Raw genomic sequence first — 24312 nt, 5'->3', positions numbered from 1 at the left:
GGCCGGCTCGTTAGGCCGGCCTTTGACAATGGAGGGATGAAGCCATGCAACAAATGCATACGAAACGGCGGAATCGCTGGCTTGAAGAGTACATCGGCCGCACGTTTGCGGTCATCTGCGGCTGGCTGATCGTTCTGATTACGGTGACGATGATCATCTTTTTGGCGGTAAAGGGAATTCAGTCCTTTACGGACAGCGGTCTTTCGCTTTCCGACATGTTGCTTTCGATGCAATGGGATCCAAACGGCACGCCGCCGAAGTATGGGGCGCTCATTTTTATTGTTGCCTCGATGCTCGTCTCGCTTGGCGCTTTGTTGATCAGTGCGCCGATCGCGTTGGCGTTGGCGATTTTCATGAACTTTATCGCTCCCAAATGGTTCGTTTCGTTGCTGAAGCCGGTGCTGGAGCTGCTTGTCGGCATTCCGTCGGTGGTGTATGGCTGGCTTGGGGTGACGATTCTCGTTCCGCTCTTGCGCGAATGGTTCGGAGGCTCCGGCTTTAGTCTGTTGGCGGGGATCATCGTCCTTAGTATGATGATTTTGCCGACCATCACCAGCATTGCGGCCGACGCCTTGGCCAATGTCCCGATGACGTATATGGAAGCATCATACGGGCTTGGCTCTACGCGTTGGCAGGCGATTTCCCGCGTCATCGTTCCGGCGGCGAAAGCCGGGATTGCCACCGGCGTCGTTCTCGGCTTGGCGCGGGCGTTTGGCGAGGCGCTTGCCGTGCAGATGGTGATCGGCAATACGATTAAGCTGCCTTCAGGCCTTGACAGCCCGACGGCGACGTTAACAAGTGTATTGACGATGGATATGGCAAATACGATCAACGGAACACCATGGAACAACGCGTTATGGACATTGGCGCTCATTTTGCTCTTGATCTCGTTTTTCTTCATTGCCGTGATCCGTTTGGTCGGCCCGAGAAAGGAGCGATAAGATGACAGCGCGAATGATCGATAAAGTTTGGACAGGCATTTTCTATGCGGTGGCTGCTGCAGTCATCGGGTTGCTCATGTTCTTTTTTGCCGTTGTGTTGTCGAAAGGAGCGGGGTTTTGGCAACCTGAGTTTCTGTTCGGACGGCCGAGCAATACGCAAGCGGGCGGCGGCATTGGTCCGCAGCTCATCAATTCATTTTATATGTTGGTTGTGACATTGCTTTTGTCGGTTCCGCTTTCGTTGGGAGCTGGAATTTATTTGGCCGAATACGCCAAACAAGGGCGGATCGTCGGGTTCATTCGCCTTTGCTTGGAAACGATGGCATCATTGCCGTCGATTGTCGTCGGGTTGTTTGGATTGTTGGCGTTTGTCACCTTGACGGGTTGGGGCTATACGCTGCTCGGCGGAGCGTTAGCCGTCACGATCATCAATTTGCCTGGATTGACGCGCATTTGCGAAACGGCGATTTTGGATGTTCCAGCCAACATTAAAGAGGGGAGTCTTGCCCTTGGAGCGACGCGCTGGCAGACGTTGGTCAAAGCGGTGCTTCCGGCCGCCATCCCGCAAATTGTCACCGGCGTCATTTTATCGGCTGGGCGCATTTTCGGCGAAGCGGCTGTTTTCATTTATACCGCTGGGCTGACGACTCCGATGCTTCGTTGGGATGCGGATTGGTCAAGCCAGGCCAACCCGCTGAACGTGTTCCGGCCGGCCGAAACGCTGACGGTGCATATTTGGAAATTGAATTCGGAAGGCATTGTCCCAGACGCGAAGCTGATCGCGGCCAAATCGGCGGCTGTGTTGATGGTGGCCGTTCTTTTATTCAATTTGGCTGCACGGCTCGCTTCTTCCTTGCTTGCGCGGCATTTCTCCGGGGGGCGGCGCGCGCGTCGAGGACGAGGAGAAAGAAGCAAAGCAGCGTAAGCACAAAAAAAGCTGTCCTGCATCGACAGGCAGCTTTTTTATATTTCCCGTTTGGCTGATGGCACTTCCTTGACTGCCAAAAAGAGAACGACAAGCGAAACGAACCAATGGATCAACGCGCCGTAGGGCACGACCGCTTGCACCGTTTCCATCACGGTGAAAAAGACGGTCGACAGCGTAATGGCGTAAGCCGACATCACCCATGTATGGCGGTAGCGCAGCGTTTTGTCGAGCACGCCGGCAAGAATCAGGCCGAAAAAGGCAAAGATGCACACGCTGATGAATTTCCCGGCGCAGGCGAGCACGTATAAAACGAACCCAAAAAGCGGGATGAGGACAGGGAGAAGCGACTGAAGACCGGCGATGAACGCGCGAACGTCTTCGTCGGTAATGGTCACATCCGGAAACGTGGCATAGCTGTAATGCTGCGCCTGATGGCCGGCGACGAGCACGGCTTCATGCTTCAAGAGCGCGATGGCGTTCGGAAACTGCTCGACGTTCTCACTCGTCACTTTGCCGGTGCTGTCAAAAATGATCGTAAATCCGCCTTGATCAATATGAATCGGCGTGGCCGCCTCCGAGTGAAGTTCGCCGTTTTCAATCGAAAACGGCGGCAACTCGTTATTCAATAAGGCGCTCGTTGTGCGGATGCCTTCAGTGAGCGACGAGGAGACATAGTAAAACGTCGGAAGAATGGACAGCAAAGTCAGCAAAAACAAATAACCGATCGTTTTCCCAATTCCCTGAAATCGAAAGCGGGCGATGTCTTTCGGAGAATATAAGCTTTTCCACAGCTGGACGAATACGTTCATCGCAGACACACCTTTCTTTATCTCCTTTTCCATTGTAGCCGGGAAAGAGGAAGAATTCAACTTGAGACAAAGAAAAAGCGGGCATCTTCCCGCTTTAGTCAGAAGGCAAATGAAAGGTTTCAAGCAAGGCGCGCCATTGCAACACCCGTTCATTTAGTGCATCGGCTTCGGAACGAATGGCAGCCATGGCATTGTGCTGGCCGTCGGTAAAACTCGAAATTTGCTCCATCGACGAAGCAATCTGTTGGGCGACGGTGGCAATCTCTGCGATATGTTCACGCATTTCGCTGATTTGCCGCTCGATGGCGGCGAATTGTTCTGAAATTTGCAGCGTATGTGCGGATGAATGCGACACCATTGTGGTGATTTCTTCAAAGGCTTGTTGGCTTTCCGTGAATGTTTTTTTCGTTTCATCGAGTTGTTTTGCGCTTTCTTTCATCGATTGAACCGCGGCCTCGATTTGGCTTTGCACATCTTGGCTCCTTGCAAATCACTTGAACTAGAAAATGCAGCCAGCCATTGGTCTGTATGCAAAACACCTTGCTTCTTTTTCAATATATCGCGCACGACCTGTTCGGGCAGCGTTTGATTGGGCGAGGATGGCCGTTTTGCCACCGCCCTTCCCGTTTTCGTTACAATCAATTGCACCGGATGAAGGTGTAAGGCGTGGAATTTCCGTTCATTTAACGTCAATGAATAATTCAGTTTTTGAGAAAACGCTTCATTGGTCGTTGTCGCTTTTAAAATAGAAATTTTTTCAACCATCGTTTCGCTTGATAGCTGCAACTGTTGTTGGATCGACTGAATCGCTGAATGGCGCCCTTGAATATAGCCGATTGAGGTGATGACAAGGGCCGACAACGTCGTTGTAAGCACCATGGCCATCATGGCAATGGTCTCAAGTCGAAAGGCGTTCCATAAAGAACGTGATCGCTTTGTTTCCATTTTCGCTGAGTTCCCCCTTAACTGGAAGCTATTTTATACTATAACTTGCCATTATGAAGAAATGGTCAACGTTGTGTTGAAAATATGTAAATAAAAAGCTCGTTTCCCCCGCCCGCAACAGGGTTCGACGATATGTGTGTTGAAAATATGGAAACAAAAAACGAGGACAAGCAAATCGATTGAAACATTGTGCCAACTTTGGTAAGCTAATCTCAAGCGAACGCGTTGGCGTTCGTGTACATAAACCAAAAAGGAGGAGATCGGTATGCCATTTGAATTGCCAGCATTGCCGTATCCGTACGATGCCCTGGAGCCGCACATCGACAAAGAAACGATGAACATTCACCACACGAAGCACCATAACACATACGTGACAAATTTGAATGCGGCGCTTGAAGGGCATCCGGATTTGCAAAACAAATCGCTCGAAGAATTGCTCAGCAATTTGGAAGCCCTTCCGGAAAGCATTCGCACGGCGGTGCGCAACAACGGCGGCGGCCATGCGAACCACTCGCTTTTCTGGACGATTTTGTCGCCAAATGGCGGCGGTGAGCCGACAGGTGAGCTGGCTGAGGCGATCAACAAAAAATTCGGCAGCTTCACCGCGTTTAAAGACGAGTTTTCGAAAGCAGCGGCTGGCCGTTTCGGTTCTGGTTGGGCATGGCTTGTCGTGAACAACGGCGAGCTGGAAATTACGAGCACGCCGAACCAAGATTCGCCGATTATGGAAGGCAAAACGCCGATTCTCGGCTTGGACGTTTGGGAGCATGCGTACTACTTGAAATACCAAAACCGCCGTCCGGAATACATTGCCGCATTCTGGAACATTGTCAACTGGGACGAAGTGGCGAAACGGTACAGCGAAGCGAAAGCGAAGTAATCAACAAAGCGGGGCGAAACAAAACGCCCCGCTTTTTTTCGCGACGGAGGGTGCAGGCAAAAGAAGCGGTTTTCTTCGCGCCGGGTGCATAGAGGCTGCGGAAACGGCCACACTACCGGATAGATGAAAAGGGGAGTTTGCAATGGCATTTTTCCAAAAACTAACCGGCCAAGAACAAGTGAACCGCGATTTGTTGCTTTTGCTTTGCATCGGTGGGGTTTACGCGCTCGGTGTTTCCCTGTCGAACACGTTTGTCAACATTTATTTATGGAAACAGACCGGCGATTTCCGCGACTTGGCGCTATACAATTTGGCGATTGTCACGATGCAGCCGCTGACGTTTATTTTCGCCGGCCGGATGGCAAAACAAATTGACCGCATTCTCGTTTTGCGGCTTGGCGTGTCGTGTTTAGCCGTTTTTTTTGTCACGGTTTTGCTGGTCGGCTCTCGCGCCCATCAATATTTGCTTTTTCTCGGTGCGCTGCTCGGCGTCGGCTATGGTTTTTATTGGCTGGCATTTAACGTGTTGACATTTGAAATTACCGAACCGGAGACGCGCGACTTTTTTAACGGTTTTTTCGGGGTGTTGACCTCATCAGCCGGCATGATCGGGCCGATTGTCGCCGGTTATATCATCTCATCGCTCCATGGAGCGAAAGGGTATACGTTCGTTTTCTCGCTGTCGCTCGGCTTGTTTCTTGTCGCTGTGCTGCTCAGCTTTTTCTTGAAGCGCCGCGCGGCCGCGGGAAACTATTTGTTCGTCCGCATTTTAAAGGAGCGGAATGAAAACCGGAACTGGCGGCTCATTACGAATGCCCACTTTTTTCAAGGATTGCGCGAAGGCACGTTTGTGTTTATCATTTCCGTGCTTGTGTACGTCACTTCTGGAAGTGAATGGGCGCTCGGCAAATTCGGGCTTGTCAACTCGTTTACATCGTTTGTCGCCTATTATGCCGTCTCCCGGCTGATCAAGCGTGAATATCGGATGAAAGCGATTTTGTTGGGAGGAGCGCTGCTATATGGGGCGATTTTTTTGATCGTTTTCCATCCGACCTATCCGCGCCTCATTCTTTATGCCATCACGATCGCCATTGCGTATCCATTGCTGCTTGTTCCGTATTCCTCCTTGACGTTTGACGTCATCGGAAAGAGCTGGAAATCGGCCGAGGCGCGCGTCGAATACATCGTTGTCCGCGAATTGTTTTTAAACGCCGGACGGGTGGCGTCGATTTTCGCCTTTTTGACGGCTGTGGCGCTCTTTGGCGAAGAAGCTGGCATCCGCGTGTTGATGTTTGTGTGCGGAGCCGGGCATTTGGTGATTTATTGGTTTGTCCGCCGCATTCGTTTCACCGATGGCCATCCGGAGCACGGCCGGCGCGAGCGGCTTTTGCTTCGGCCGAAGCTGGCCGGCGAACGAGGCCGTTCGCCGGTGTGAGGGGCCAAGTTTTTCCCTAGCCATGACCGACTTTTTCTTTTACAATAGGGGGAGGAGAAGGAGGATCGGGGGATGAAACGGAAAAAGCGAGCACAAGTGCCGATTCGGTTAAACATTTTGTTTTTCTTTGTTTTTTTGTTGTTTTCAGCACTGATTTTACGCCTTGGCGTCGTACAAATCGTCTACGGTGAAGATTATCGGCGCGAAGTGGAGCGAACGCAGGATGAAATCGTCAGCACGCCGGTGCCGCGCGGCAAAATTTACGATCGATTCGGCCGCGTGATCGTCGACAACACACCGCAAAAGGCGATTACGTACACGCGCTCCAAAACGACACAGCCGGAAGAAATATTGGACATAGCAAGGAAACTTGCCCAATACATCGACATTCCCGATGCTGAGAAAAAAGTAACTGAGCGCGATATGAAAGATTATTGGATTTTAACGCATCCGAAAGAAGCGAAACGGAAGGTGAGCGAACAAGAACGGAAAAAGCTCGCTGATCAAGGATTGACGCAAAAAGAGATCGACAAAAAAGTGTACGAGTGGACGCTCGATCGCATCACCAAGCAAGATTTGGCGCAAATTTCGAAAGCAGAGCTTGAAGTGATCGCCATTAAACATGAGATGGAGAGCGGCTACGCCTTGACGCCACAGACGGTCAAAAGCAAAGGAGTGACCGACCGCGAATATGCGGTCGTCAGCGAGCATTTGAGCGAGCTGCCCGGCGTCAATACGACGGTGGATTGGGACCGGAAATACGTGTATGACAATACATTCCGCTCTGTGCTCGGCAGTGTGACGGAAGAAGACGAAGGCGTCCCGCGCGAACGGCTCGATTACTTTTTAGCCCGCGACTACAGCCGCAATGACCGCGTCGGCAAAAGCTATTTGGAGATGCAGTATGAAGAAGTGCTGCACGGCAAAAAGGCAAAAGTGAAAAACGTTGTTGACAAATCGGGCAATGTCATCTCGGTTGAGCAAGTGTATCCAGGCGAGCGCGGCAAAGACCTCGTGTTAACCATTGATGCCGAGCTCCAGCAAAAGGTTGAGCAAATCATTCAACAAGAGATTCTGGCGACGAAGCGCAAAGGCCGATCGCCGCTCTTGGACCGGGCGTTTGTCGTCATGATGAACCCGAAGACGGGCGAAGTGTTGGCGATGGCCGGCAAGCTTCTTCAAGACGGCAAATTTGTCGACTTTGCCATCGGCAACATCACGTCCGCCTATGCGATGGGATCGGCGGTGAAAGGGGCGACTGTCCTTACTGGTTTTCAAACGGGAGTGCTCCATCCGAATACGTATATCAAGGACGAGCCGCTGTATATTAAAAAGACTCCGGTGAAAAAATCGTGGAAAACGATGGGGACGATCAACGAGCTGACGGCGCTCAAGCAGTCATCGAACGTCTATATGTTCAAAACAGCGATCGCCATCGGGGGCGGTGTGTATCGTCCGCACGCGCCGCTTCGCATCAATCCAGAGGCATTTGCGACGATTCGCCACTATTTCAGCCAATTTGGCTTGGGCGTCAAAACAGGCATTGACTTGCCGAATGAACTCGGCGGCTTCCAAGGACAAAGTACAATTCCTGGTCTTTTGCTTGACTTGGCGATCGGCCAGTACGACATGTATACGCCGATGCAGCTGGCGCAATACGTCTCGACGATCGCCAACGGCGGCTATCGGATGAAGCCGCAGCTTGTCAAAGAAATTCGTGAGCCGTCGGCTGACGGAAAAAAACTTGGCCGGATCATGAAACGGTTCGAACCGGTTGTGCTAAACCGGATTGATATGAAGACGGAATACATCAAGCGGGTGCAAGAAGGATTCCGCCGTGTGATGCAAGAGCCGGGCGGAACGGCGTATTCGTACTTTGCGAGTGCTTCGTACAAGCCGGCCGGCAAAACGGGGACGGCAGAGGCGTTTTACGATGGACCGATCCAAAGCCGACGGAATGATCCAACGTACAACTTGACGCTTGTTGGCTATGCGCCGTACAACGATCCAGAAGTGTCGTTCGCCGTTGTCGTCCCGTGGGCGACGCAAGGGGAGAGCGACGGGATTAATGACCGGATCGGCCGCCGCATTTTGGACGCCTATTTTGAATTGAAAGCGAAGCGGGCGGCCGGAGGCGGGAGCAGCTTCGATGCGCAAGGCGGTGCGGAGGCCGCCGATGCGCGCTGACATGAAAGGCGCCTAGCCAGGCGCCTCTTTTTTTGCGCTTGCAAAAAAATGGCTCTTCACTAAAAGTTGTACTTGATTTTTTCTGAACATACCCTATTTACGCTTGTGAGGGAAAATCAGCACTTTTTGCATATCTTTGTGCAGGAAACCGTATTGCTTGTCAAGTACATGTTGTGGTGAAGAGCCAAAAAATGATGTTCGTTTACAAAAACTTTACATACCGTCCACACAGCGTTAACGATCGTTTTGTATGCTCATGATAGGAAAAACTCGATCTTCCGCTGCCAGTGAGGGCGGAAGGAAATGAAAGGAGTCACGCCGATGAGTACGATGGCGGTGGTGGAGCGCCGAAAAGAGGACATTCCTTCGGCCCAGTTGGTGAAAAAAGAGGTTGTTTACGAAACGAATGGACTGAACGTATGGTATGGCGAGCATCATGCGTTAAAACATATTCACCTGTCTTTTTATGAACGCGAGATTACAGCGATTATCGGCCCGTCAGGATGCGGCAAGTCAACCTATATCAAAACGCTCAATCGAATGATCGAGCTCATTCCAAACGTCCGGCTCGAAGGGGAGATTTTGTATCGCGGCCGCCGCATTTTTGACACGTCATACCCTGTTGAACAGCTGCGGACGCAAGTGGGCATGGTGTTTCAAAAGCCCAACCCGTTTCCAAAGTCGATTTATGACAACGTCGCCTATGGGCCGCGCATTCACGGGATCCGCGACCGGCGGCTGCTCGATGAGATCGTCGAAAAAAGCTTGCGCCAAGCTGCGCTTTGGGAGGAAGTCAAAGATCGGCTTCATGAAAATGCCCTCGGTTTATCGGGCGGCCAACAGCAACGGCTGTGCATCGCCCGCTGTTTGGCCGTCGAGCCGGATGTCATTTTAATGGATGAACCGACATCAGCGCTCGATCCGATTTCGACAGCGAAGGTCGAGGAGTTGATGGGCGAGCTGAAAACAAAATACAGCATCATCATTGTCACGCATAATATGCAGCAGGCGGCTCGCATTTCCGATCGGACAGCGTTTTTCTTAAACGGAGAAGTGATTGAGTACGGCGAGACAAAAACGTTGTTTTCTCGTCCAGCTGATCAGCGGACGGCGGATTATATCGCCGGGCGGTTCGGATGATAAAAGCGGCCGGAGGGCGTCAGGCATGACGGACAAAAAGTTCGTTTCAAAAAAGATGTGTTTCTTTCAAAAAACGCTGTTTGATGCGCAGACACAGCCTTAAGAAAAGGTGTCCCGGTCCTTTGGGAGAGGGACACCTTCTTTCGTTATGGTTCGGCAATCAAACGGCCGATGGCTGCGTAGTCCATATCGCTCCGCACGTTGTAGACGCCGGGGCGGATGGAGCGCGTCAGCCCATGTTGTTCCAAGTAGTCGTTGAAGGCGCGGGCGCTTTGAACGATGCCAGCCTCTTCAAGTTCGCGGGCAAATGTCTCTGGCGTATCTCCTTTTTGAATAACGAGTCGATAGACGTAAACGGTTTGCCCTGATGGTTCGGACATCTGCTTGGACGCCGCTTTCGGAGCGGCGTTCGGCTGAGCGCTGCGGAGCCTGTCGTATTCCTCTTTCGCCACGGCGACAAGCCCATGCTGTTTGAGGAACGTCTTGATTTCCGCTTCCGTCGGTGCAGCCGGGGGTGAAGCGTAATACGAGGCGCCGATCAGTGCTGTCGATGCAAGCAGCCCGAGGGCAAACGAACGCATGGATCGCTTGTTCATCGGCGCAACCTCCTTACCGCCCGCTCGACTTCCGCAACGGTCAGCCCCGTCTCATGGGCGATGTCTTCGAGCGGGAATCCTTGTTTATGCAAAAACAAGATGCGCCGATCGGCCGGCGACAATGATCCGCCAAGCCGCGGCGAAGCGGACCGTTGCCGCTCCGGAATGAGGAGCTCCTCCTCGATGACTTGCAGCCGCTTTTTGATCTGGTACGTTTCTTGCGCCAGGGAAACGGTCAAATGATCGATTTGTTCTTCGAGCGGTTTCAGTTCATCTTTCGCAAAAAAGGAAAGAACAAGGAGAATAATGGCTAGAGCTGCCAAAGCGATGATTGCGTATTCCACCACATGCATCCCTCCCCTTTTCACTATACCATACCATTCTCTGCTTGTGGCGCTCTTATTGAACAAAGAGTCAGTCAAGACTTTGTGGAGAACATTTTTTCGGTTCACTACGGGCGTTGTCAATCACTAGTTAGCGAACCATTTTCAGGAATTCATATCGTAAGCGCTTTCGGACTCTCATCCCTCATCTTGAGGCGATGATACGATATTCCATTTTTTTACACCCAACCACCATCCCGGAGCGCCGACAACGCTTGATGGATCGGTGTCCCGGATGACCGCTGCAGACACGGTAGATTCTGACGCACCACATCTGCCCATAACCGTCCGGCCTTCCGTTTGGCCTGTTCGATCCGCTTGGACTTTGTTGAGGCCGAGGCCGCCGTTCGGGTCTCTTCTTCCTCCACCAACTGCCCATTTCTCCGCCAAATCCCGTCGATTCGGGCCGCCATCGCCCTCAGAAACGCCCGAAGCCCTTGGTCTTTCCAGCTGCGGCGGGATTTCACCCGATGCGCAAACCGGCTCATCACGCTCTCGGCGTGGCCCATCGGACGCATGCCGGTCGTCTCCACCCCTTGCTCCGACAGCCACTCCCGATAGTCCCGGATGCATCCCGGCATCGACTCGATCCGGCGGATCATGGCAGCCATCTGCTTCTCTTTCGCTTCGTCCTCCAACGTGCCGACCGCGCTGTTCAGCTCCACGAGAAGCCCCTCTTCGTCTTGTTTCGCCAGCTTCTTCCGCACCTCCCGCCAACGCGGATGGCCGGACAGACACTGACGCAGCTCCCGCGCCACATGAAATCGATCCAGCTGAAAGCACGCCCGCTTCCCAAAATACTCCCGGCAGGCCGTGATCCACGACGCCGCGTCGCCGTTGATGATCAACAGGTCCCGGCACGGATCATAGGCATATTCGTTCATCAGCCACTCTTCGAACCGTTCCCACACGTCTCCCTCCCCTTCATGGAGGTAGTGGCGCCGGTTCACGAGCTCGAGCTGCGAACCGTTTCGTTTCCATCCCTCGTGAACCGCCAGGATTTTCTCTTCTTTCGCCCGTTTCCCTTTCCCCTGGCGGGAAATAAACAGTCCATCCGCCTCCACAAACAGCACCCGGCCGTGCCGTTGGGAAACAGGGCGGTGCAGCGAGACAGGGGCCTCCAGCACCAGTTGGCGAATCGCCTCGTGGCTCATGACCGCATACCCCACGATCGACTCCAACGTACGGACCGCTTTGCGGTAGGAAGAGCACTCGACGGCCAACTCGACCGCCGTTTCCTCGAGGCAAGGACTGATCGATCGGGCCCCATCAAAGCCTAATTCGGCATCCAGCAAGAAGGTATAGTTCCCCGTTTGCCGGTCATAGTAGTAGTTCCGTCGAAACGTCACTTCTCCAAACAGCGTTTGGATCGTAGTCGGCCGTTTGTCTTTCAGCTGATACCGGCGCTTGTCCCGCGCTTCCGCCAGTTGTTGATCAATCTCCTCCAAAAGGGCCGCCAACAAGACAGCGAACACCTTTTGAAGAGTTCTGACTAATTGTTCCTCCAGCTCTTTTAATAAAGGCCATTCTGTGGTAAGATGTTTCATGGACTCTCTCCCTCCTGTTTTCGGTTGATGTTGACAATCACCATCATAGCAGGGAGAGAGTCCTTTTTGCATGACATTTGCTTTTTTCTACCGCGCTTCGCTTGGTGGCCCCGACGAGCGTCGCGAACAAAAGTTCGCAACCCTCGTCGGGGATCATTTCGGAATGTCACCCACAAATATTTTACTCACACTTGAACAAAGATGAAATTTAGAGGTGGAAATCGCCGAAGAAAAATGGTATCATAGAAAGGTCTGATTATATAAAGTATAAAGCTCGTTTGGAGGGAAAAAAGATGCGCGTGAACATTACATTGGCATGCACAGAATGCGGCGAACGCAACTATATTACATCGAAAAATAAACGCAACAACCCAGAGCGTTTGGAATTGAAAAAATATTGCCCGCGCGATCGCAAAGTCACGTTGCACCGCGAAACGAAGTAAGCAGTGGGAAGATGATTCCTGCTGCTTTTTATCTTTATGGGAGGAAGGGGAAGATGATGGACGGCAAACAGGAATGGCGCCAGCGCATGTTGAATCAGCTTCGGCAGCTTAAAGCGGCAGAAAAAGAGATGTACGATCGGCAAATCGCCGCTCATTTATACCGGTGGCCATTATGGCAAACGGCGCGGACGATCGCCATGACGGTGTCGAGAGAGACGGAAGTCAACACCTTGCCGATCATGGAACAGGCGTGGCGGGAAGGAAAAACGATCGGCGTCCCGAAATGCGATCCAAGGGCAAAAACGATGTCCTTTCGGCGGCTTGAGTCGTTTTCCCAGCTCGAAAAAGCGTACGCCGGATTGTTTGAGCCGATTGAAAAACAAACAACGCCGATCGACCGCGATGAGTTTGATCTCATCATTGTCCCGGGGGTCTGTTTTGCCAAAACCGGCTACCGGATCGGCTATGGCGGCGGGTATTACGACCGATATTTGCGGGGAGCTTCGGCGGTGACGGCAGCGCTGGCTTACTCCTTTCAAGTGATGGACGACATTCCGGCCGAGGAGCATGATGTGCCGGTGAAATTCATTATTACGGATCAAGGAGTTCTTCACTGTGAGCGATGAATGGTGGTATATCGCGGTCTCTGCCCTCGCCGCCGGCGGAGGATGGCTGTTGCGCTCGTTGTCCATATCAGGAGCGGCGGCAGCCGTTGTCATCGGCGCAGCGGTTGGATGCGGCTTTTCATGGGGCGGAATATGGGTGTTAGGCTGCTTTTTTGTCAGCTCCAGCTTCTTTAGCCACATCGGAAAGCAACGCAAGGCAAAACTGTCTGAAAAATTGGCGAAAGGCGGGCGGCGCGATGCCATCCAAGTGCTGGCCAATGGCGGGGTGCCGGCCGTGTTGGCGCTATTGGCCGCTGTCCGTCCCGACCTGATTTGGGATGATCTGTTTGTTGTCGCCGTCGCTGCAGCGAACGCTGATACGTGGGCGTCTGAAATCGGTTCTTTAAGCCCGTGGCCGCCTCGGGTTTGGCCGAGTTTTCGGCCGGTGGAAGCCGGCACCTCAGGGGCTGTGACGCTCCTTGGCACGGCTGCTTCGTTTGCCGGCGCACTGTTTATTGCGGCTGTTGGCGTGTTTTTTCTCGACGTCCGACCCGTTTTTACTCTTGCCTTTTTCGGTTGGCTCGGCAGCTGGTTTGATACGTGGCTTGGCGCGGCTTGGCAAGCGGCTTACCGCTGTCCGGCATGCGGGGCGACGACTGAGCGGAAACGGCATTGCGGGCAGGCGACCATTCATATGAAAGGCTGGCGGTGGCTTGACAATGATGCGGTGAACGTTCTTTCCGTCATCTTTGCGGTGCTGGCCGCCTTCGTGCTGGCGCGTTAGGCGCGCCCCGCTTCATATTTGGAGAGAAAAAAGGGAAAAAGAATAACGAGCATGTCATATGATAGGAGGAACAACGATGAATAAATGGTCGTACTCGCTGCTTGTCGTTGCCGCTTTATGTCTTGCTTACCGCTATCGCTACCGAATGGCCGCCTTCGCATTGCGCGTTCCGCCGTTGCGAAAGCAACTTGTCCGATTTGCGCTCCACATTCCTCCTGTGCGCAACGCCCTTGTTTCGCAAATGTTGCGTCCATGATGCAATAGCGGTGAATCATTTTTGAAGAAGTCGGTTATGAAAAAACCGGCCGCGGCGGCCGGCGCCCGCCGGCCCATTCGCTCCGGTTTGCCGGACGGTCGATGAGTTGGCTTTGTTGCTGTTTGTCGGACTTGGCCTCGCCAGGGAAAGGGAGAGGAGAACGTGATGGGAACGATGGATGTACTGTTTTGGCAGCTTGTTCAGCGTTTGTCTCGCGGCGGCTACCGCATCGTACGGATGTCTGAGCAGGCCGATGAAGTATGGCTGGAATCAAACCATTGGCGTCGCCCAACACTCATCCGCCTCGTGCGCGCTGATTTTGATTGGAGCCGATCGTTGCGCCTTGATATGGAATATACATGGCAATTCGTTCAGCAAATGAGGGGATGGAATTTCAGCAAAGCGGGCCGGGTCATCAATGTTTATGTGATGGCGTATCCGCCGGTTGACGATTGGGAATTTCTTGTCGCCGAGCCGTTGCCGCTCTCTGGAGCGTCCGATGGCGTGCTTCATACGCTCCTCCTTCACAGCGGCAATATGGGGGACGTGCTGCCGCGGCTTGCGGAGATGACGGGTGTTGCGCTCCGTTTTGAGCCGCCTGTGGAAACGTCCGATCCGTTTGCTGCCGCCGAGCGCTTAAAGCGCGAGGTGGTCCGCGAATGGCGGCGCCGCCGTGAGGAGGAACGGCGCATTTTTGAGTATGGCAAGCCGATGTTCACCCGGCTGTTCATCGTCGTGCAGGTTGCGATGTTTTTGGTTCTCGAATGGAGCGGCGGGAGCACGAATCCGGATGTGTTGATCCACTACGGCGCCAAATTCAATCCGCTCATTGAGGCGGGAGAATGGTGGCGGCTGTTGACGCCGATGTTTTTGCATATTGGTTTTTTGCATCTGCTGACCAACACGCTTGCCTTGTATTATTTAGGGATCACGGTTGAGCGGCTGTACGGCTCGCTTCGCTTTTTGTTCATTTACGTAACGGCTGGATTTTTCGGAGCGCTGGCGAGTTTTTTGTTTACACCATCATTATCGGCCGGGGCGTCGGGAGCCATTTTCGGGCTGTTCGGGGCTCTTCTTTACTTCGGCACTGTCTACCGGCATTTATTTTTTCGAACGATGGGAATGAACGTCATCAGTTTAATCATCGTCAACCTGTTGTTTGGCCTGCTTGTTCCCGGCATCGACAACGCCGGCCATATCGGCGGACTGGTTGGCGGTTTTTTGGCGGCTGGCGTCGTTCATTTGCCAAAACACACCGCTTTAGGGCGGCAGGCGGGAGCGTTGGCGGTGTCGGCGCTGCTTGTCGCCGCTGGCTTATGGATCGGATTTCGGTAAACGCCCCCACTTCGCTTTGTTTGAAGTGGGAGGCCTCTTTTCGAAATGTGTTAAAGAAGTTGCACGAGCATCACTTTTTCCCCGTTTTTCGCTTCAATGAGAACGAAGAGCCTGCTGTAATCTTTGCGAATGAGAATGAGCGGCATCGTGCTGCCGATTGGCGAGAGGATGGATCCATCCTCTTTTTTTATGCCAAGGATGTACGACTTGTACAATCCTTCCCAAAGACGGCCGATGACGGTTTGCGTTTTTGCCGTTGACAACCCCGGCAACGGTTGTTCCGTGTAGGCGACGAGCTCCGGCAAATAAAGGGCGTAATAATCTTTCTTTGACAAAGAAAAGTGGGTGATCAGCTCGTCCGCTTTATGACGAAGAAATTCATTCGTGGCTTTGTTCAAGACGCGCTGCCATTCGCGCTCGTCATCTGTTCTTGGCCGCCGGAACGATGCGCGCGGATGGTACGGTGAGTCAATGACGTACAAATAGCTGCTTGACATCGTTTGGCTGCTTGTGATGTTCTCTCTTGTATGCAGCTCGCCGTGATGGAACGAGACAGCTTGAAAAAAGCGGCTGTCCCGCATCCGGACCGTCTTTTCCATGTCGATCGCGTCCGTGTTCGTTTTCCATTTCGACAGCACATCGGCCAAGCGGCCATCGGCAAACAACAGCGAGATGTCCTGACGCAAATAGGCGCGGCGGTTTAAAATGGAAGCGGCTGACCAGCGGAGCGCGTAGCGTCCGGGTTCATTGTCGCCCTCAAGCGCAAGCGATGTTTTCGCTTCGATGAACGCCGCTTCGCGATCAAGCGGGAAAAACTTGATCGTTTCAGCGGTCTGATCGTGCTCCCACAGCGAGGCGAGCGCGGCGGCAAGGAAAAAAGCAAGCGCCATGAAGGGGATCATCCATCGTTTCATGACATCCTCCCGGATTGGACAAGGTTTTCACCAATATATGCATTGCAAGGAACATTTATGTATGAATTTCCTCATGCTTGTCTATGATGAGAAGTATACAGTGCAAACGATGCAGGGGGATGACGATGGAGAAACAGATGCCCAAACGCCCGGCGTCCCGTCGCCTTCATGACAATGCATCCTATTTAGCCGAACGGCTTGGAGTCGGCAAGAGCTTCGATGTCATTCGCCTTGACGTCGAATATGGCGGCCGGGCAATGGCGTTGTTTATGATTGACGGATTTGTCAAAGACGATATTTTGCATTATTTGATGAGATATTTGTCCCGGCTTGAGGAACACGAACTGGACGTTCACCCGCTTGAGAAGCTCCTGAAAAAATATCTTCCGTACGTCGAGATCGGACAGACAGACGACTTGGAAGAAGCGGTCGCGATGGTGCTTGCTGGGCCGACGGCATTAGTCGTTGACGGCGTTAGGCGGATCATTTTGATTGACGCTCGCACGTATCCGGTGCGCGGGCCGCAAGAGCCGGATACGGAACGGGTCGTACGCGGGGCGCGCGACGGTTTTGTCGAGACGATCGTCTTTAACACCGCGCTCATCCGCCGCCGCGTCCGCGACCCTTCCTTGCGCATGGAGTACGTGCAGGTGGCGCGGCGCTCGAAGACCGATATTTGCATTTGCTATATCGAGGAAATAGCCGACCCAGAACTCGTTCGCCGCGTTCGGGAATCGATTACCGCTATTGACACAGACGGGCTGGTTATGGCTGAGAAAACGGTGGAAGAGTTTATTTCCGGCCGGCATTGGAATCCGTACCCGGTTGTCCGCTATACGGAACGCCCCGATACGGCAGCGGCCCATTTGTATGAAGGCCATGTGCTTGTGATCGTCGATGGATCGCCAAGTGTCATTATTACCCCGGCAACGTTTTGGCATCATTTGCAGCACGCTGAAGAGTACCGGAATAAGCCGATCGTCGGGGCGTATTTGCGGCTCGTCCGCTTTCTGGCCGTTTGGGCGTCGGTGTTTTTGCTGCCGCTTTGGTATTTGCTCATGATCGAGCCGGAACTGCTGCCGGATCCACTCCAGTTTTTGGGAAAGGCCAAATTGGGAGACATTCCGCTGTTTGCACAAATTTTGATGATTGAAATCGGGATGGATATGCTGCGAATGGCCGCCATTCATACACCGTCTTCGCTGGCGACCGCGCTCGGCCTCGTCGCCGCGCTTATGATCGGCGGCATCGCAGTGGAAGTTGGACTCTTTTCCAATGAAGTGATTTTGTATTTTTCTGTTACGGCCATCGGTACGTTTGCGACGCCCAGCTATGAAATGAGCTTGGCAAACCGGCTCGTCCGCATTGCCTTGCTCATTTTGTCGGGCCTGTTCGGCCTGTACGGTTATGTCATCGGCATCACCGTTTGGATTCTTGCCTTGGCGCGGATGACGTCATTTGGCGTTCCGTACTTATGGCCGTTCATCCCGTTCTCCTACCGAGCGATGCGCGACGTGCTCATCCGGTCGCCGATGCCGCTCAAAAACCGGCGACCGGCGATTCTTCACCCGCGCGACCCTGACCGCTGACGCAGGTGCTGATTTTTAGCGCCTGCGTTTTTTGTCTTGACGGCCGCGGCCGTTTGCCGCTACATTAAAAGAGGAAAAAAGGAGAATGAATGATGATGAAGACGGTATACGATGTTCAGCAGCTGTTGAAACGGTTTGGCACGATCATTTACGTGGGCGACCGGCTCGCTGATCTGGAGCTGATGGAAGAGGAAGTGAAAGAGCTGTACCAGTCCCAGCTGATCGATGCGAGACAGCTGCAAGCCGCTTTGTTTATTTTGCGGCAGGAAGCGCAAATGGAGCGGGAAAAACGGATGAAAAAAGGATGAGGATGCAATGGAACCATGGTTGGTAGGCATTGACCTCGGGGGCACGACAATCAAAATGGCGTTTGTCACCACCGAGGGTGACATCGTGCACAAATGGGAAATTCCGACGAACACCGCCAATCGCGGTGAGCATATCGTCGCTGACATTGCCCGATCGCTTGAAAAGACGCTCGCCCAGCTCGGCGGAGCGAAAGAGAGGCTGCTTGCCGCCGGCATCGGCGCCCCCGGATCGGTCGAAGAGGAAACCGGCATGTTGTATGAGACGGTCAATATAGGGTGGACGAATTATCCATTGAAGCAACGGCTGGAAGAGGCGACGGGGCTGCCCGTTTCGGTCGATAATGACGCCAATCTCGCCGCGCTTGGCGAAATGTGGAAAGGAGCAGGGGGAGGAGCGCGCCATTTGTTGTTTGTGACGCTTGGCACCGGCGTTGGCGGCGGTGTGATTGCCAACGGAGCCATTGTGCGCGGCATAAACGGCGCCGGCGGAGAGATCGGACATATGACGATGATCCCTGATGGCGGCGCCCGTTGCAACTGCGGCAAAACCGGATGTTTGGAAACGATTGCGTCCGCCACCGGCATCGTGCGGATCGCCAAGGAGAAATTGACCGCAGATGAGCGTCCGAGTGAGCTTCGCAACGGGGATGTGACGGCCAAAGCGGTGTTTGACGCCGCCAAAGCGGGCGATGCGCTGGCATTGGAAGTGGTCGATGAAGCAACGTACTATCTTGGTTGGGCGTTGGCGAATGCCGCCAATGTGACAAACCCGGAGAAAATCGTGATCGGCGGCGGCGTGTCCAAGGCGGGTGACATGCTTGTCGAGCGCGTGGCCGCCCATTTCCGCCGCTTCGCGTTCCCGCGCGTCGCCGCTGGGGCGAAGCTTGTTTTAGCGACGCTTGGCAACGATGCCGGCGTCATCGGCGCCGCCTGGCTGGCGAAAGAGCTTGTCGGCGCGTAAACAACGGAAGGTGTCCCAAAAAGGTTGGGGCGCCTTTTCTTATTGTTGGATGATATGAGATTGGAACGAACTTTAAAGAAGGAGATGTTTGCGAACATTCGTGCACTGCCGCCTGCCAGGCGCTCATTTTTTGCCGTCTGCCGACATATGTTAAGGTAAAGAAATGGGAAGGGGAGACGGCGCATGCACCTTCAAGCATGGCCCGGCGATACGTTTGAAACATATGGACGATGGTTTTCGGTGCCGACTGAACTGATCATCGATTCGAATCCGCATGTCAAAGAGGGATTGCGCCCTGGGCAGACCGTTGCCATCCCGGGATACGCGCCGATCGATACGTGGGAAGCGCTCGCTGACCGCCTATCGCTGCCGACGGAGGTGCTGCGGCGGCTGCCGGGGGCGATGGCGGTCATCAACGGAACAGCGCCGCTGCCGAAGCGGATTTCGTCCCCGGTCATCCGCAGCGTCCGTCCGTATGATTTTGCCGCTTTGATGGAGGATATCACCGCCCTCGTCTGTCGCTATCCGTTTGTGCGCCAGCGGACGATCGGTCATAGCGTTCTCGGCTTGCCGCTCGTTGAACTGCAAATCGGCCGAGGACCGGTGCGCGTGCATATGAACGGATCGTTCCACGCGAATGAGTGGATCACGACGGCCGTGATCATGGCGCTCATCGACGAGTACGCGAGGGCGTTGGTTAACGATGACGAGCTTAATGGCCATCGGGTGCTTGATTATTACCGTAAAGTGACTCTTTCCGTTGTGCCGATGGTCAATCCCGACGGCGTCAATCTTGTGCTGAACGGCCCGCCGGAAGAAGAGCCGCATCGGAGTGAAGTCGTCTGCATCAACGGTGGATCGCTCGACTTTTCGCAATGGAAAGCGAACATCCGCGGCGTTGATTTAAACAATCAATTCCCAGCTAACTGGGAAATAGAACAGGCCCGCAAACCGCCGAAAGCGCCGGCACCGCGTGATTTTCCAGGATTCGCCCCGCTTACGGAGCCGGAGGCGAAAGCGATGGCGGCGCTCGCCGAGTCAGGCGATTTTGCGATGGTCGTCGCGTTTCATACACAAGGCAAGGAAATTTATTGGGGATATGAAGGGTTCGAGCCGCCGGAGGCGAAGGCAACGGTTCAGGCGATGGCCGAAGCAAGCGGCTACCAGGCTGTTCGCTACATTGACAGCCATGCCGGCTACCGCGATTGGTTCATTCAAACGTGGAAGCGGCGCGGTTACACCGTAGAGCTCGGCGAGGGTGTCAATCCGTTGCCGCTCTCGCAGTTTGCACGAATATACCGCGACAGCCTCGGCCTGTTTTTAGCAGCGCTCAAAATGGCATAAAAAAACGCAAGAGGCATGATTGGCCTCTTGCGTTTTCAGTGCGTGCCGGTTGGAATGCCGTGATGTAAAATGGTCATAATGGTAAACCAGCCGAATACGGCGGTAGTGGCAAGTCCAAACAAAAATCCGAGCACGTTTTTCTCGCGCAATGTACGGAGCATTCCATAAAGGGCAAGCAGCGTTACAAGTGCAAAAATAATGACCGTACCCATCGTTTTACCCCCTCATGAAACAGTATGTACAAACGTGTCCATTCTTTTTCATTGTAATCTTTTTTCCCCCATTTGTCGAGGTCCCTTTCTCTTTTCTCTTCCATCGCTTGAAAAAAAACAGTAAAATAAAGTTAAATATTGGACATGCCAAGAAAAGGAGGAGATCGTATGGAATGGACGCGCATCCCTGTCGGTCCGATTCAGGCCAACGCTTACTTGTTGTCGTCTGCAGACCGACAATGCCTGATCGTTGACCCCGGCGCGGAAGGCGCGGCGCTTGTCCGACGGATCGAGGAAAAAGGGCTGACCCCGTTGGCGATTTTGCTGACGCATGCGCATTTTGACCATATTGGCGGCATCCCGGACGTGCTTGCCCGCTGGGACATTCCAGTGTATGTGCACGAAAAGGAAAAACAATGGCTGCAAGATCCGGCATTGAATGGCTCGCTTTATTTCGGCGGTCCGGTCGCTGTCCGCTGCGAACCGACATGCCTGAAAGGACCGACGGCGCTGAACATTGGTCCGTTTGCGTTGGATGTCCGCGAAACGCCGGGTCATTCCCCGGGCAGCGTCTCGTATTATTGCAAACAAGCCAATATTGTGTTTTCCGGCGATGCGCTGTTTGCCGGCAGCATCGGACGCACGGATTTGCCAGGCGGCAACCATCAGCAGCTGTTGAAAAGCATTCATGACGAACTGCTTACGCTGCCGGAGGAAACGATCGTTCTTTCAGGCCATGGGCCAGAGACGACGATCGCCGCAGAGATGGATGCAAATCCGTTTTTGCATGGGTTTTCGTAAGAAAAAAAGCCGTCTACGCCGGCTTCACACAAGCAATCCCCTCGGGCAAACGCAGGGGGCTCCTTTGGGCAAGGAAAAGCGCAACCGAAGGCCTCCTGGCGCCGGAACACAAAAAAACCGGCTCTTCACCACAACATGTACTTGACAAGCAATACGGTTTCCTGCCCAAAGATGTGCAAAAATCACTGATTTGTTGATTTTCCCTCACAAGCGTAAATAGAGTATGTTCAGAAAAAATCAAGTACAACTTTTGGTGAAGAGCCAAAAAACCCTTCTTAGCCGCGCCAAGAAGGGTTTTTGGGGGATGTTCTATCCACAATAATGGGAGGGGATATAGTTAAGCTGCTACTATAACAATATATGATTATTTTCACTATGTCAACAGTAAAAAAGTGAACGACTCCCACTTCACTTTGCTTGAGGCGGGAGCTTCTTTCGGAATGATGAGGAAGACGGGGTAGAGAAATGGTGATGGATCGATTGTATGAACAGATTGCCGCGGCGCCGGGTGGGCGGGTGTCGTACGCCGATTACATGCAGATGGCTCTTTACGATGAACGATTCGGCTACTATATGCGAGAGCGGGCGAAAATCGGCAAGAGAGGCGATTTTTTTACGAACAGCTCATTCGCGCCGGTGTTTGGCAAAGCGCTTGCTTCGCTTTGGGTTCGGATGGTGGAACAGAGCGGCCTGCCGCCGGCTGTTTGCGAGTGGGGGGGCGGAGACGGAAGATTGGCGCTTTCGGTATTGGAAGAATGGAAGAAAAAAAGTCCACATACATACGACCGCTTGTCGTATACGATCATCGACCAAAGCCCGTTCCACCGCCGGCGCCAGCGCGAAACGCTTCAACCCGCAGCCGAGAAGGTGGAGCAATATGACGATGTCTCTCGCTGGCTGGCCGAGCGTGGGCCGTTTTCCGGCATTGTGTTTAGCAACGAATTTTTTGATGCGTTTCCCGTTCACGTCATTGTAAAGGAAGGCGGCGTTTTGCACGAATGTTTTGTCGCCGCCCGCGATGGCCGGCTCGTTGAAGAAAAGGCGCCGCTTTGCCGTCCCGCTATTGTCCGCTATTTACATGAGCGCGGATTGGATCTTGCTGAAGGGCAAAGGCTTGAGGTGCCTCTCGCGATGAAGGCGTTTTGGCTCGAGGTTGGGCCGCTGTTTCATCAGGCGGTGATGGTGACGATCGACTATGGCTATACGGACGAACAGTTGCGCGCCCCGGCGCGGCGGCATGGAAGCTTGCGCGGATATTTCCGCCATCAGCTTGTTGCCGACCCGCTTCGCCATCCGGGGGAGATGGACTTGACGAGCCATGTACAATGGGATGCGCTTCGCTTGTACGCCCGTCAGGCTGGGTGGGAGGAAGTGGCGTTCGTTCGCCAAGATCGGTTTTTGCTCGCAGCCGGCCTTTTGCATGAATGGGACGTTTCAGAAGGCGACGATGTCTTTTCGCCGGCAAGCCGCCAAAATCGAATGATCCGCGCGCTGATCGCTGACGATGGCGTCAGCCGCTTTTTTGACGTGCTGATCTTGCAGAAAGGGATGAGTTTTGCCGCGCGCGACTTTTGGCCAGCGCCCGAGTTTTTGCCGGCCGATTAACGGCTTCCTTCGCTGATCTGCAATGGAGAAAAGGAGTTCTGGTCAAAGCGGCAAAAAAACAGGCAGGAGGTTCTGCCTGTTTTTTATTCGCCCATGCCGGGCACCATCATAAACGTCGTCCAATACGTAAACGCCGCGAAGAAGATCGTCAAATACGCCCCGAAAATGTAAATGTACATTCTTTCGGTCAGCTTTAAAAAGCCGAGGAACAGGAAAAACACCGTTTGCCCAAAGAAGATGAGCGACGTCGTATGCATGTGGCCGAGGTAAAACATGACAGCAAAAATGCCGGTCCAAAAGGCGAGCACGCGGAACATGCGGTCCATTCTATATCCCTCCTTTGTTTGAAACCATTGGTCCTTACTTATTATAATGTACAACGATTGGGAATGTAAATAACGCTTTCGGACAAGGGGCAAGAAATAAAGCTAAGGCCGGCCGTTGATTTTTTCAGACAAAAAAGAAGGAAGGAGGGACGCTGTCACGGACGGATGACGATGCGGTAGGCGCAGCGATGGCTGCCTTCCATCATATTTTCCGTTTCCGTTACTTCAGCACCGGCAAACAGCGTCTCGACCATTCCTTCCAAAAAGGAGTGATGCATACCGCAAACCGTATCAGGTGCTTGCGCTGCGATTTCCTTGAACGGGCAGTTGAAAATATCGAGGTAAAGCACTTCTTTTTCTTCATCATGGTGCAACTGCGGCAAACATCCAGCCGCTTCGGCCGCTTCTTCCATTATAGCGATTTTGTCTGCCATGGTGAGCGCGCTCGCTGCGCTGTTATGTGGCAAACGGCTGGCGACGAGCTCACGGCCGAATCGTCTTCCTGTTTCACGCAACGCCTCGCTTCCAACGGGACCGAGTTTGGCCATCGTTTGAATGGCGATGCGGGCGAGGAGTTGATAATCGCGGAACGGAAAATACAGCCCGATCACTTCGTCGGACAGCCGATACAGCCGGCTCGGCCGTCCGCCTTTTCCCGTTTTTTGCGTATCCGATACGACCATTCGAACGTCCTCAAGCTTCGTTAAGTGCAGGCGTGCGACATTTGGATGGATATGGAATTTTTCTGCGATTTCTTGAACGGAAACTTCGCGATGCACTTTTGCCATGTATTCATAAATATGAAATCTTGTCGGGTCAGACAACACGCTTGTGATTTTCAATGTTTGTTCCATCGGTTTCCCTCCCAAATGAATCATTGATATGGTTATTATAATGAAATCGTCCAAAGCGAGGAATGATTTTTGTCACTGCTTTCAGTGAGTGGACTGACATTCAAAAAAATTTCACAAAAAAGCTGCGCCAAAAGCAGGATAACGACTCATGCTCGTCGAAATAGAAAGCAACCTGTCGAAAGGA

General features: G+C 53.2%; 27 protein-coding genes. 17 read left to right on the top strand and 10 right to left on the bottom strand.

The genetic code is table 11. The annotated features are described in order from the left end of the window. The first annotated feature begins 44 nt into the window (after positions 1–44). Positions 45–941 carry a phosphate ABC transporter permease subunit PstC gene (gene pstC, locus QWV57_RS12560; RefSeq protein WP_396231426.1) on the top strand — a complete coding sequence of 299 codons (897 nt, stop codon included), beginning with the start codon at positions 45–47 and terminating at the stop codon, positions 939–941. Between the two features lies 1 nt (position 942). After that, on the top strand, positions 943–1866 hold the full coding sequence (pstA, locus tag QWV57_RS12555) for a phosphate ABC transporter permease PstA (RefSeq protein WP_015375412.1): 924 nt from the start codon (positions 943–945) through the stop codon (positions 1864–1866). Positions 1867–1904: 38 nt separating this feature from the next. On the opposite strand, the gene QWV57_RS12550 is transcribed toward pstA, so the two are convergent. From QWV57_RS12550 to QWV57_RS12540, 3 genes are all read right to left on the bottom strand, one after another. Further along, positions 1905–2678, bottom strand: a complete 774-nt coding sequence (locus QWV57_RS12550; protein WP_062898817.1) for a DUF1189 domain-containing protein — start codon at positions 2676–2678, stop codon at positions 1905–1907. Positions 2679–2772: 94 nt separating this feature from the next. Next, positions 2773–3150 carry a methyl-accepting chemotaxis protein gene (locus QWV57_RS12545; protein WP_011231939.1) on the bottom strand — a complete coding sequence of 126 codons (378 nt, stop codon included), beginning with the start codon at positions 3148–3150 and terminating at the stop codon, positions 2773–2775. Further along, the gene (locus tag QWV57_RS12540; protein ID WP_223813700.1) at positions 3114–3623 is read right to left on the bottom strand and encodes a chemotaxis protein; all 510 of its coding nucleotides are present in this window, start codon (positions 3621–3623) and stop codon (positions 3114–3116) included. The genes QWV57_RS12545 and QWV57_RS12540 overlap by 37 nt, the downstream gene beginning before the upstream one ends. Before the next feature lie 265 nt (positions 3624–3888). Between QWV57_RS12540 and sodA the strand changes: the two genes are divergently transcribed. The 4 genes from sodA (at position 3889) to pstB (ending at position 9265) form a co-directional block, all read left to right on the top strand. After that, the gene (sodA, locus tag QWV57_RS12535; protein WP_011231937.1) at positions 3889–4503 is read left to right on the top strand and encodes a superoxide dismutase SodA; all 615 of its coding nucleotides are present in this window, start codon (positions 3889–3891) and stop codon (positions 4501–4503) included. 142 nt (positions 4504–4645) lie between these two features. Continuing rightward, on the top strand, positions 4646–5938 hold the full coding sequence (locus tag QWV57_RS12530) for an MFS transporter (protein ID WP_015375410.1): 1293 nt from the start codon (positions 4646–4648) through the stop codon (positions 5936–5938). A gap of 72 nt (positions 5939–6010) precedes the next feature. Continuing rightward, complete coding sequence (locus QWV57_RS12525) at positions 6011–8125, top strand: peptidoglycan D,D-transpeptidase FtsI family protein (RefSeq protein ID WP_020756555.1); 2115 nt, start codon at positions 6011–6013, stop codon at positions 8123–8125. A gap of 330 nt (positions 8126–8455) precedes the next feature. Next, positions 8456–9265, top strand: a complete 810-nt coding sequence (gene pstB / locus QWV57_RS12520; protein WP_122983934.1) for a phosphate ABC transporter ATP-binding protein PstB — start codon at positions 8456–8458, stop codon at positions 9263–9265. A 146-nt stretch (positions 9266–9411) separates the two neighbouring features. Here pstB and QWV57_RS12515 read toward each other — a convergent pair whose 3' ends face one another. The 3 genes from QWV57_RS12515 to QWV57_RS12505 form a co-directional block, all read right to left on the bottom strand. Beyond that, entirely contained in the window at positions 9412–9861 is a 450-nt protein-coding gene (locus QWV57_RS12515; protein WP_015375407.1) for an endolytic transglycosylase MltG, read from the bottom strand. Continuing rightward, a complete protein-coding gene (locus tag QWV57_RS12510) occupies positions 9858–10208 on the bottom strand; it encodes a hypothetical protein (protein ID WP_033005974.1) in 351 nt (116 codons plus the stop codon). Before QWV57_RS12510 ends, QWV57_RS12515 begins: the two co-directional genes overlap by 4 nt. 215 nt (positions 10209–10423) lie before the next feature. Continuing rightward, positions 10424–11791, bottom strand: a complete 1368-nt coding sequence (locus tag QWV57_RS12505; protein ID WP_301099943.1) for an ISLre2-like element ISGsp3 family transposase — start codon at positions 11789–11791, stop codon at positions 10424–10426. A 293-nt stretch (positions 11792–12084) separates the two neighbouring features. Between QWV57_RS12505 and rpmG the strand changes: the two genes are divergently transcribed. The 5 genes from rpmG to QWV57_RS12480 all read left to right on the top strand — a co-directional run bounded on the left by rpmG (position 12085) and on the right by QWV57_RS12480 (position 15214). Further along, positions 12085–12234 (top strand): 50S ribosomal protein L33, encoded by a 150-nt coding sequence (gene rpmG, locus QWV57_RS12500; protein ID WP_011231931.1) that lies wholly within the window; start codon positions 12085–12087, stop codon positions 12232–12234. Positions 12235–12287: 53 nt separating this feature from the next. Then, the gene (locus tag QWV57_RS12495) at positions 12288–12860 is read left to right on the top strand and encodes a 5-formyltetrahydrofolate cyclo-ligase (RefSeq protein ID WP_015375406.1); all 573 of its coding nucleotides are present in this window, start codon (positions 12288–12290) and stop codon (positions 12858–12860) included. Further along, entirely contained in the window at positions 12850–13623 is a 774-nt protein-coding gene (locus QWV57_RS12490; RefSeq protein ID WP_081132455.1) for a DUF92 domain-containing protein, read from the top strand. Before QWV57_RS12495 ends, QWV57_RS12490 begins: the two co-directional genes overlap by 11 nt. A 76-nt stretch (positions 13624–13699) precedes the next feature. Next, on the top strand, positions 13700–13879 hold the full coding sequence (gene yqgO, locus QWV57_RS12485; protein WP_015375404.1) for a protein YqgO: 180 nt from the start codon (positions 13700–13702) through the stop codon (positions 13877–13879). Between the two features lie 165 nt (positions 13880–14044). Continuing rightward, entirely contained in the window at positions 14045–15214 is a 1170-nt protein-coding gene (locus tag QWV57_RS12480; RefSeq protein WP_033005966.1) for a rhomboid family intramembrane serine protease, read from the top strand. Positions 15215–15264: 50 nt separating this feature from the next. Here the strand turns inward: QWV57_RS12480 and QWV57_RS12475 are convergent, their stop codons facing one another. Next, on the bottom strand, positions 15265–16128 hold the full coding sequence (locus QWV57_RS12475; protein ID WP_013144736.1) for a hypothetical protein: 864 nt from the start codon (positions 16126–16128) through the stop codon (positions 15265–15267). 125 nt (positions 16129–16253) lie between these two features. Here QWV57_RS12475 and QWV57_RS12470 point away from each other — a divergent pair, with 125 nt between their 5' ends. The 4 genes from QWV57_RS12470 to QWV57_RS12455 all read left to right on the top strand — a co-directional run bounded on the left by QWV57_RS12470 (position 16254) and on the right by QWV57_RS12455 (position 20330). Continuing rightward, complete coding sequence (locus QWV57_RS12470) at positions 16254–17717, top strand: spore germination protein (protein ID WP_013144737.1); 1464 nt, start codon at positions 16254–16256, stop codon at positions 17715–17717. A gap of 95 nt (positions 17718–17812) precedes the next feature. Further along, the gene (locus tag QWV57_RS12465; protein WP_033005972.1) at positions 17813–18025 is read left to right on the top strand and encodes a YqgQ family protein; all 213 of its coding nucleotides are present in this window, start codon (positions 17813–17815) and stop codon (positions 18023–18025) included. 7 nt (positions 18026–18032) lie between these two features. Next, positions 18033–18986, top strand: a complete 954-nt coding sequence (locus QWV57_RS12460) for an ROK family glucokinase (RefSeq protein WP_020755610.1) — start codon at positions 18033–18035, stop codon at positions 18984–18986. Between the two features lie 183 nt (positions 18987–19169). Next, entirely contained in the window at positions 19170–20330 is a 1161-nt protein-coding gene (locus QWV57_RS12455) for a M14 family metallopeptidase (protein ID WP_020755609.1), read from the top strand. A gap of 35 nt (positions 20331–20365) precedes the next feature. Here the strand turns inward: QWV57_RS12455 and QWV57_RS12450 are convergent, their stop codons facing one another. Further along, positions 20366–20542 carry a DUF2759 domain-containing protein gene (locus QWV57_RS12450; protein WP_011231921.1) on the bottom strand — a complete coding sequence of 59 codons (177 nt, stop codon included), beginning with the start codon at positions 20540–20542 and terminating at the stop codon, positions 20366–20368. Between the two features lie 168 nt (positions 20543–20710). On the opposite strand from QWV57_RS12450, the gene QWV57_RS12445 reads away from it, so the two are divergent. Next, positions 20711–21343, top strand: a complete 633-nt coding sequence (locus tag QWV57_RS12445; RefSeq protein ID WP_012820544.1) for an MBL fold metallo-hydrolase — start codon at positions 20711–20713, stop codon at positions 21341–21343. A 471-nt stretch (positions 21344–21814) separates the two neighbouring features. Further along, the gene (locus QWV57_RS12440; RefSeq protein ID WP_081132472.1) at positions 21815–22948 is read left to right on the top strand and encodes a class I SAM-dependent methyltransferase; all 1134 of its coding nucleotides are present in this window, start codon (positions 21815–21817) and stop codon (positions 22946–22948) included. 83 nt (positions 22949–23031) lie between these two features. Here the strand turns inward: QWV57_RS12440 and QWV57_RS12435 are convergent, their stop codons facing one another. Both QWV57_RS12435 and QWV57_RS12430 read right to left on the bottom strand, forming a co-directional pair. Beyond that, entirely contained in the window at positions 23032–23274 is a 243-nt protein-coding gene (locus tag QWV57_RS12435) for a DUF2626 family protein (protein ID WP_008879854.1), read from the bottom strand. A gap of 155 nt (positions 23275–23429) precedes the next feature. Further along, positions 23430–24128 (bottom strand): helix-turn-helix transcriptional regulator, encoded by a 699-nt coding sequence (locus QWV57_RS12430; protein ID WP_020753839.1) that lies wholly within the window; start codon positions 24126–24128, stop codon positions 23430–23432. Between the last annotated feature and the right edge of the window lie 184 nt (positions 24129–24312).

This window comes from Geobacillus zalihae, assembly GCF_030414215.1.
Taxonomy (GTDB): domain Bacteria; phylum Bacillota; class Bacilli; order Bacillales; family Anoxybacillaceae; genus Geobacillus; species Geobacillus zalihae.
Note: the sequence above shows the minus strand (reverse complement) of the source record. Positions and strands in the feature narration are given on the sequence as shown.

Bases quoted from the DNA above. Each gene is read 5' to 3' on its own strand.
- pstC (WP_396231426.1), top strand. From the start codon at position 45: ATGCAACAAATGCATACGAAACGGCGGAATCGCTGGCTTGAAGAGTAC.
- pstA (WP_015375412.1), top strand. From the start codon at position 943: ATGACAGCGCGAATGATCGATAAAGTTTGGACAGGCATTTTCTATGCG.
- QWV57_RS12550 (WP_062898817.1), bottom strand. From the start codon at position 2,678: ATGAACGTATTCGTCCAGCTGTGGAAAAGCTTATATTCTCCGAAAGAC.
- QWV57_RS12540 (WP_223813700.1), bottom strand. From the start codon at position 3,623: ATGGAAACAAAGCGATCACGTTCTTTATGGAACGCCTTTCGACTTGAG.
- sodA (WP_011231937.1), top strand. From the start codon at position 3,889: ATGCCATTTGAATTGCCAGCATTGCCGTATCCGTACGATGCCCTGGAG.
- QWV57_RS12530 (WP_015375410.1), top strand. From the start codon at position 4,646: ATGGCATTTTTCCAAAAACTAACCGGCCAAGAACAAGTGAACCGCGAT.
- QWV57_RS12525 (WP_020756555.1), top strand. From the start codon at position 6,011: ATGAAACGGAAAAAGCGAGCACAAGTGCCGATTCGGTTAAACATTTTG.
- pstB (WP_122983934.1), top strand. From the start codon at position 8,456: ATGGCGGTGGTGGAGCGCCGAAAAGAGGACATTCCTTCGGCCCAGTTG.
- QWV57_RS12515 (WP_015375407.1), bottom strand. From the start codon at position 9,861: ATGAACAAGCGATCCATGCGTTCGTTTGCCCTCGGGCTGCTTGCATCG.
- QWV57_RS12505 (WP_301099943.1), bottom strand. From the start codon at position 11,791: ATGAAACATCTTACCACAGAATGGCCTTTATTAAAAGAGCTGGAGGAA.
- rpmG (WP_011231931.1), top strand. From the start codon at position 12,085: ATGCGCGTGAACATTACATTGGCATGCACAGAATGCGGCGAACGCAAC.
- QWV57_RS12495 (WP_015375406.1), top strand. From the start codon at position 12,288: ATGATGGACGGCAAACAGGAATGGCGCCAGCGCATGTTGAATCAGCTT.
- yqgO (WP_015375404.1), top strand. From the start codon at position 13,700: ATGAATAAATGGTCGTACTCGCTGCTTGTCGTTGCCGCTTTATGTCTT.
- QWV57_RS12480 (WP_033005966.1), top strand. From the start codon at position 14,045: ATGGGAACGATGGATGTACTGTTTTGGCAGCTTGTTCAGCGTTTGTCT.
- QWV57_RS12475 (WP_013144736.1), bottom strand. From the start codon at position 16,128: ATGAAACGATGGATGATCCCCTTCATGGCGCTTGCTTTTTTCCTTGCC.
- QWV57_RS12470 (WP_013144737.1), top strand. From the start codon at position 16,254: ATGGAGAAACAGATGCCCAAACGCCCGGCGTCCCGTCGCCTTCATGAC.
- QWV57_RS12465 (WP_033005972.1), top strand. From the start codon at position 17,813: ATGAAGACGGTATACGATGTTCAGCAGCTGTTGAAACGGTTTGGCACG.
- QWV57_RS12460 (WP_020755610.1), top strand. From the start codon at position 18,033: ATGGAACCATGGTTGGTAGGCATTGACCTCGGGGGCACGACAATCAAA.
- QWV57_RS12455 (WP_020755609.1), top strand. From the start codon at position 19,170: ATGCACCTTCAAGCATGGCCCGGCGATACGTTTGAAACATATGGACGA.
- QWV57_RS12450 (WP_011231921.1), bottom strand. From the start codon at position 20,542: ATGGGTACGGTCATTATTTTTGCACTTGTAACGCTGCTTGCCCTTTAT.
- QWV57_RS12445 (WP_012820544.1), top strand. From the start codon at position 20,711: ATGGAATGGACGCGCATCCCTGTCGGTCCGATTCAGGCCAACGCTTAC.
- QWV57_RS12440 (WP_081132472.1), top strand. From the start codon at position 21,815: ATGGATCGATTGTATGAACAGATTGCCGCGGCGCCGGGTGGGCGGGTG.
- QWV57_RS12435 (WP_008879854.1), bottom strand. From the start codon at position 23,274: ATGGACCGCATGTTCCGCGTGCTCGCCTTTTGGACCGGCATTTTTGCT.
- QWV57_RS12430 (WP_020753839.1), bottom strand. From the start codon at position 24,128: ATGGAACAAACATTGAAAATCACAAGCGTGTTGTCTGACCCGACAAGA.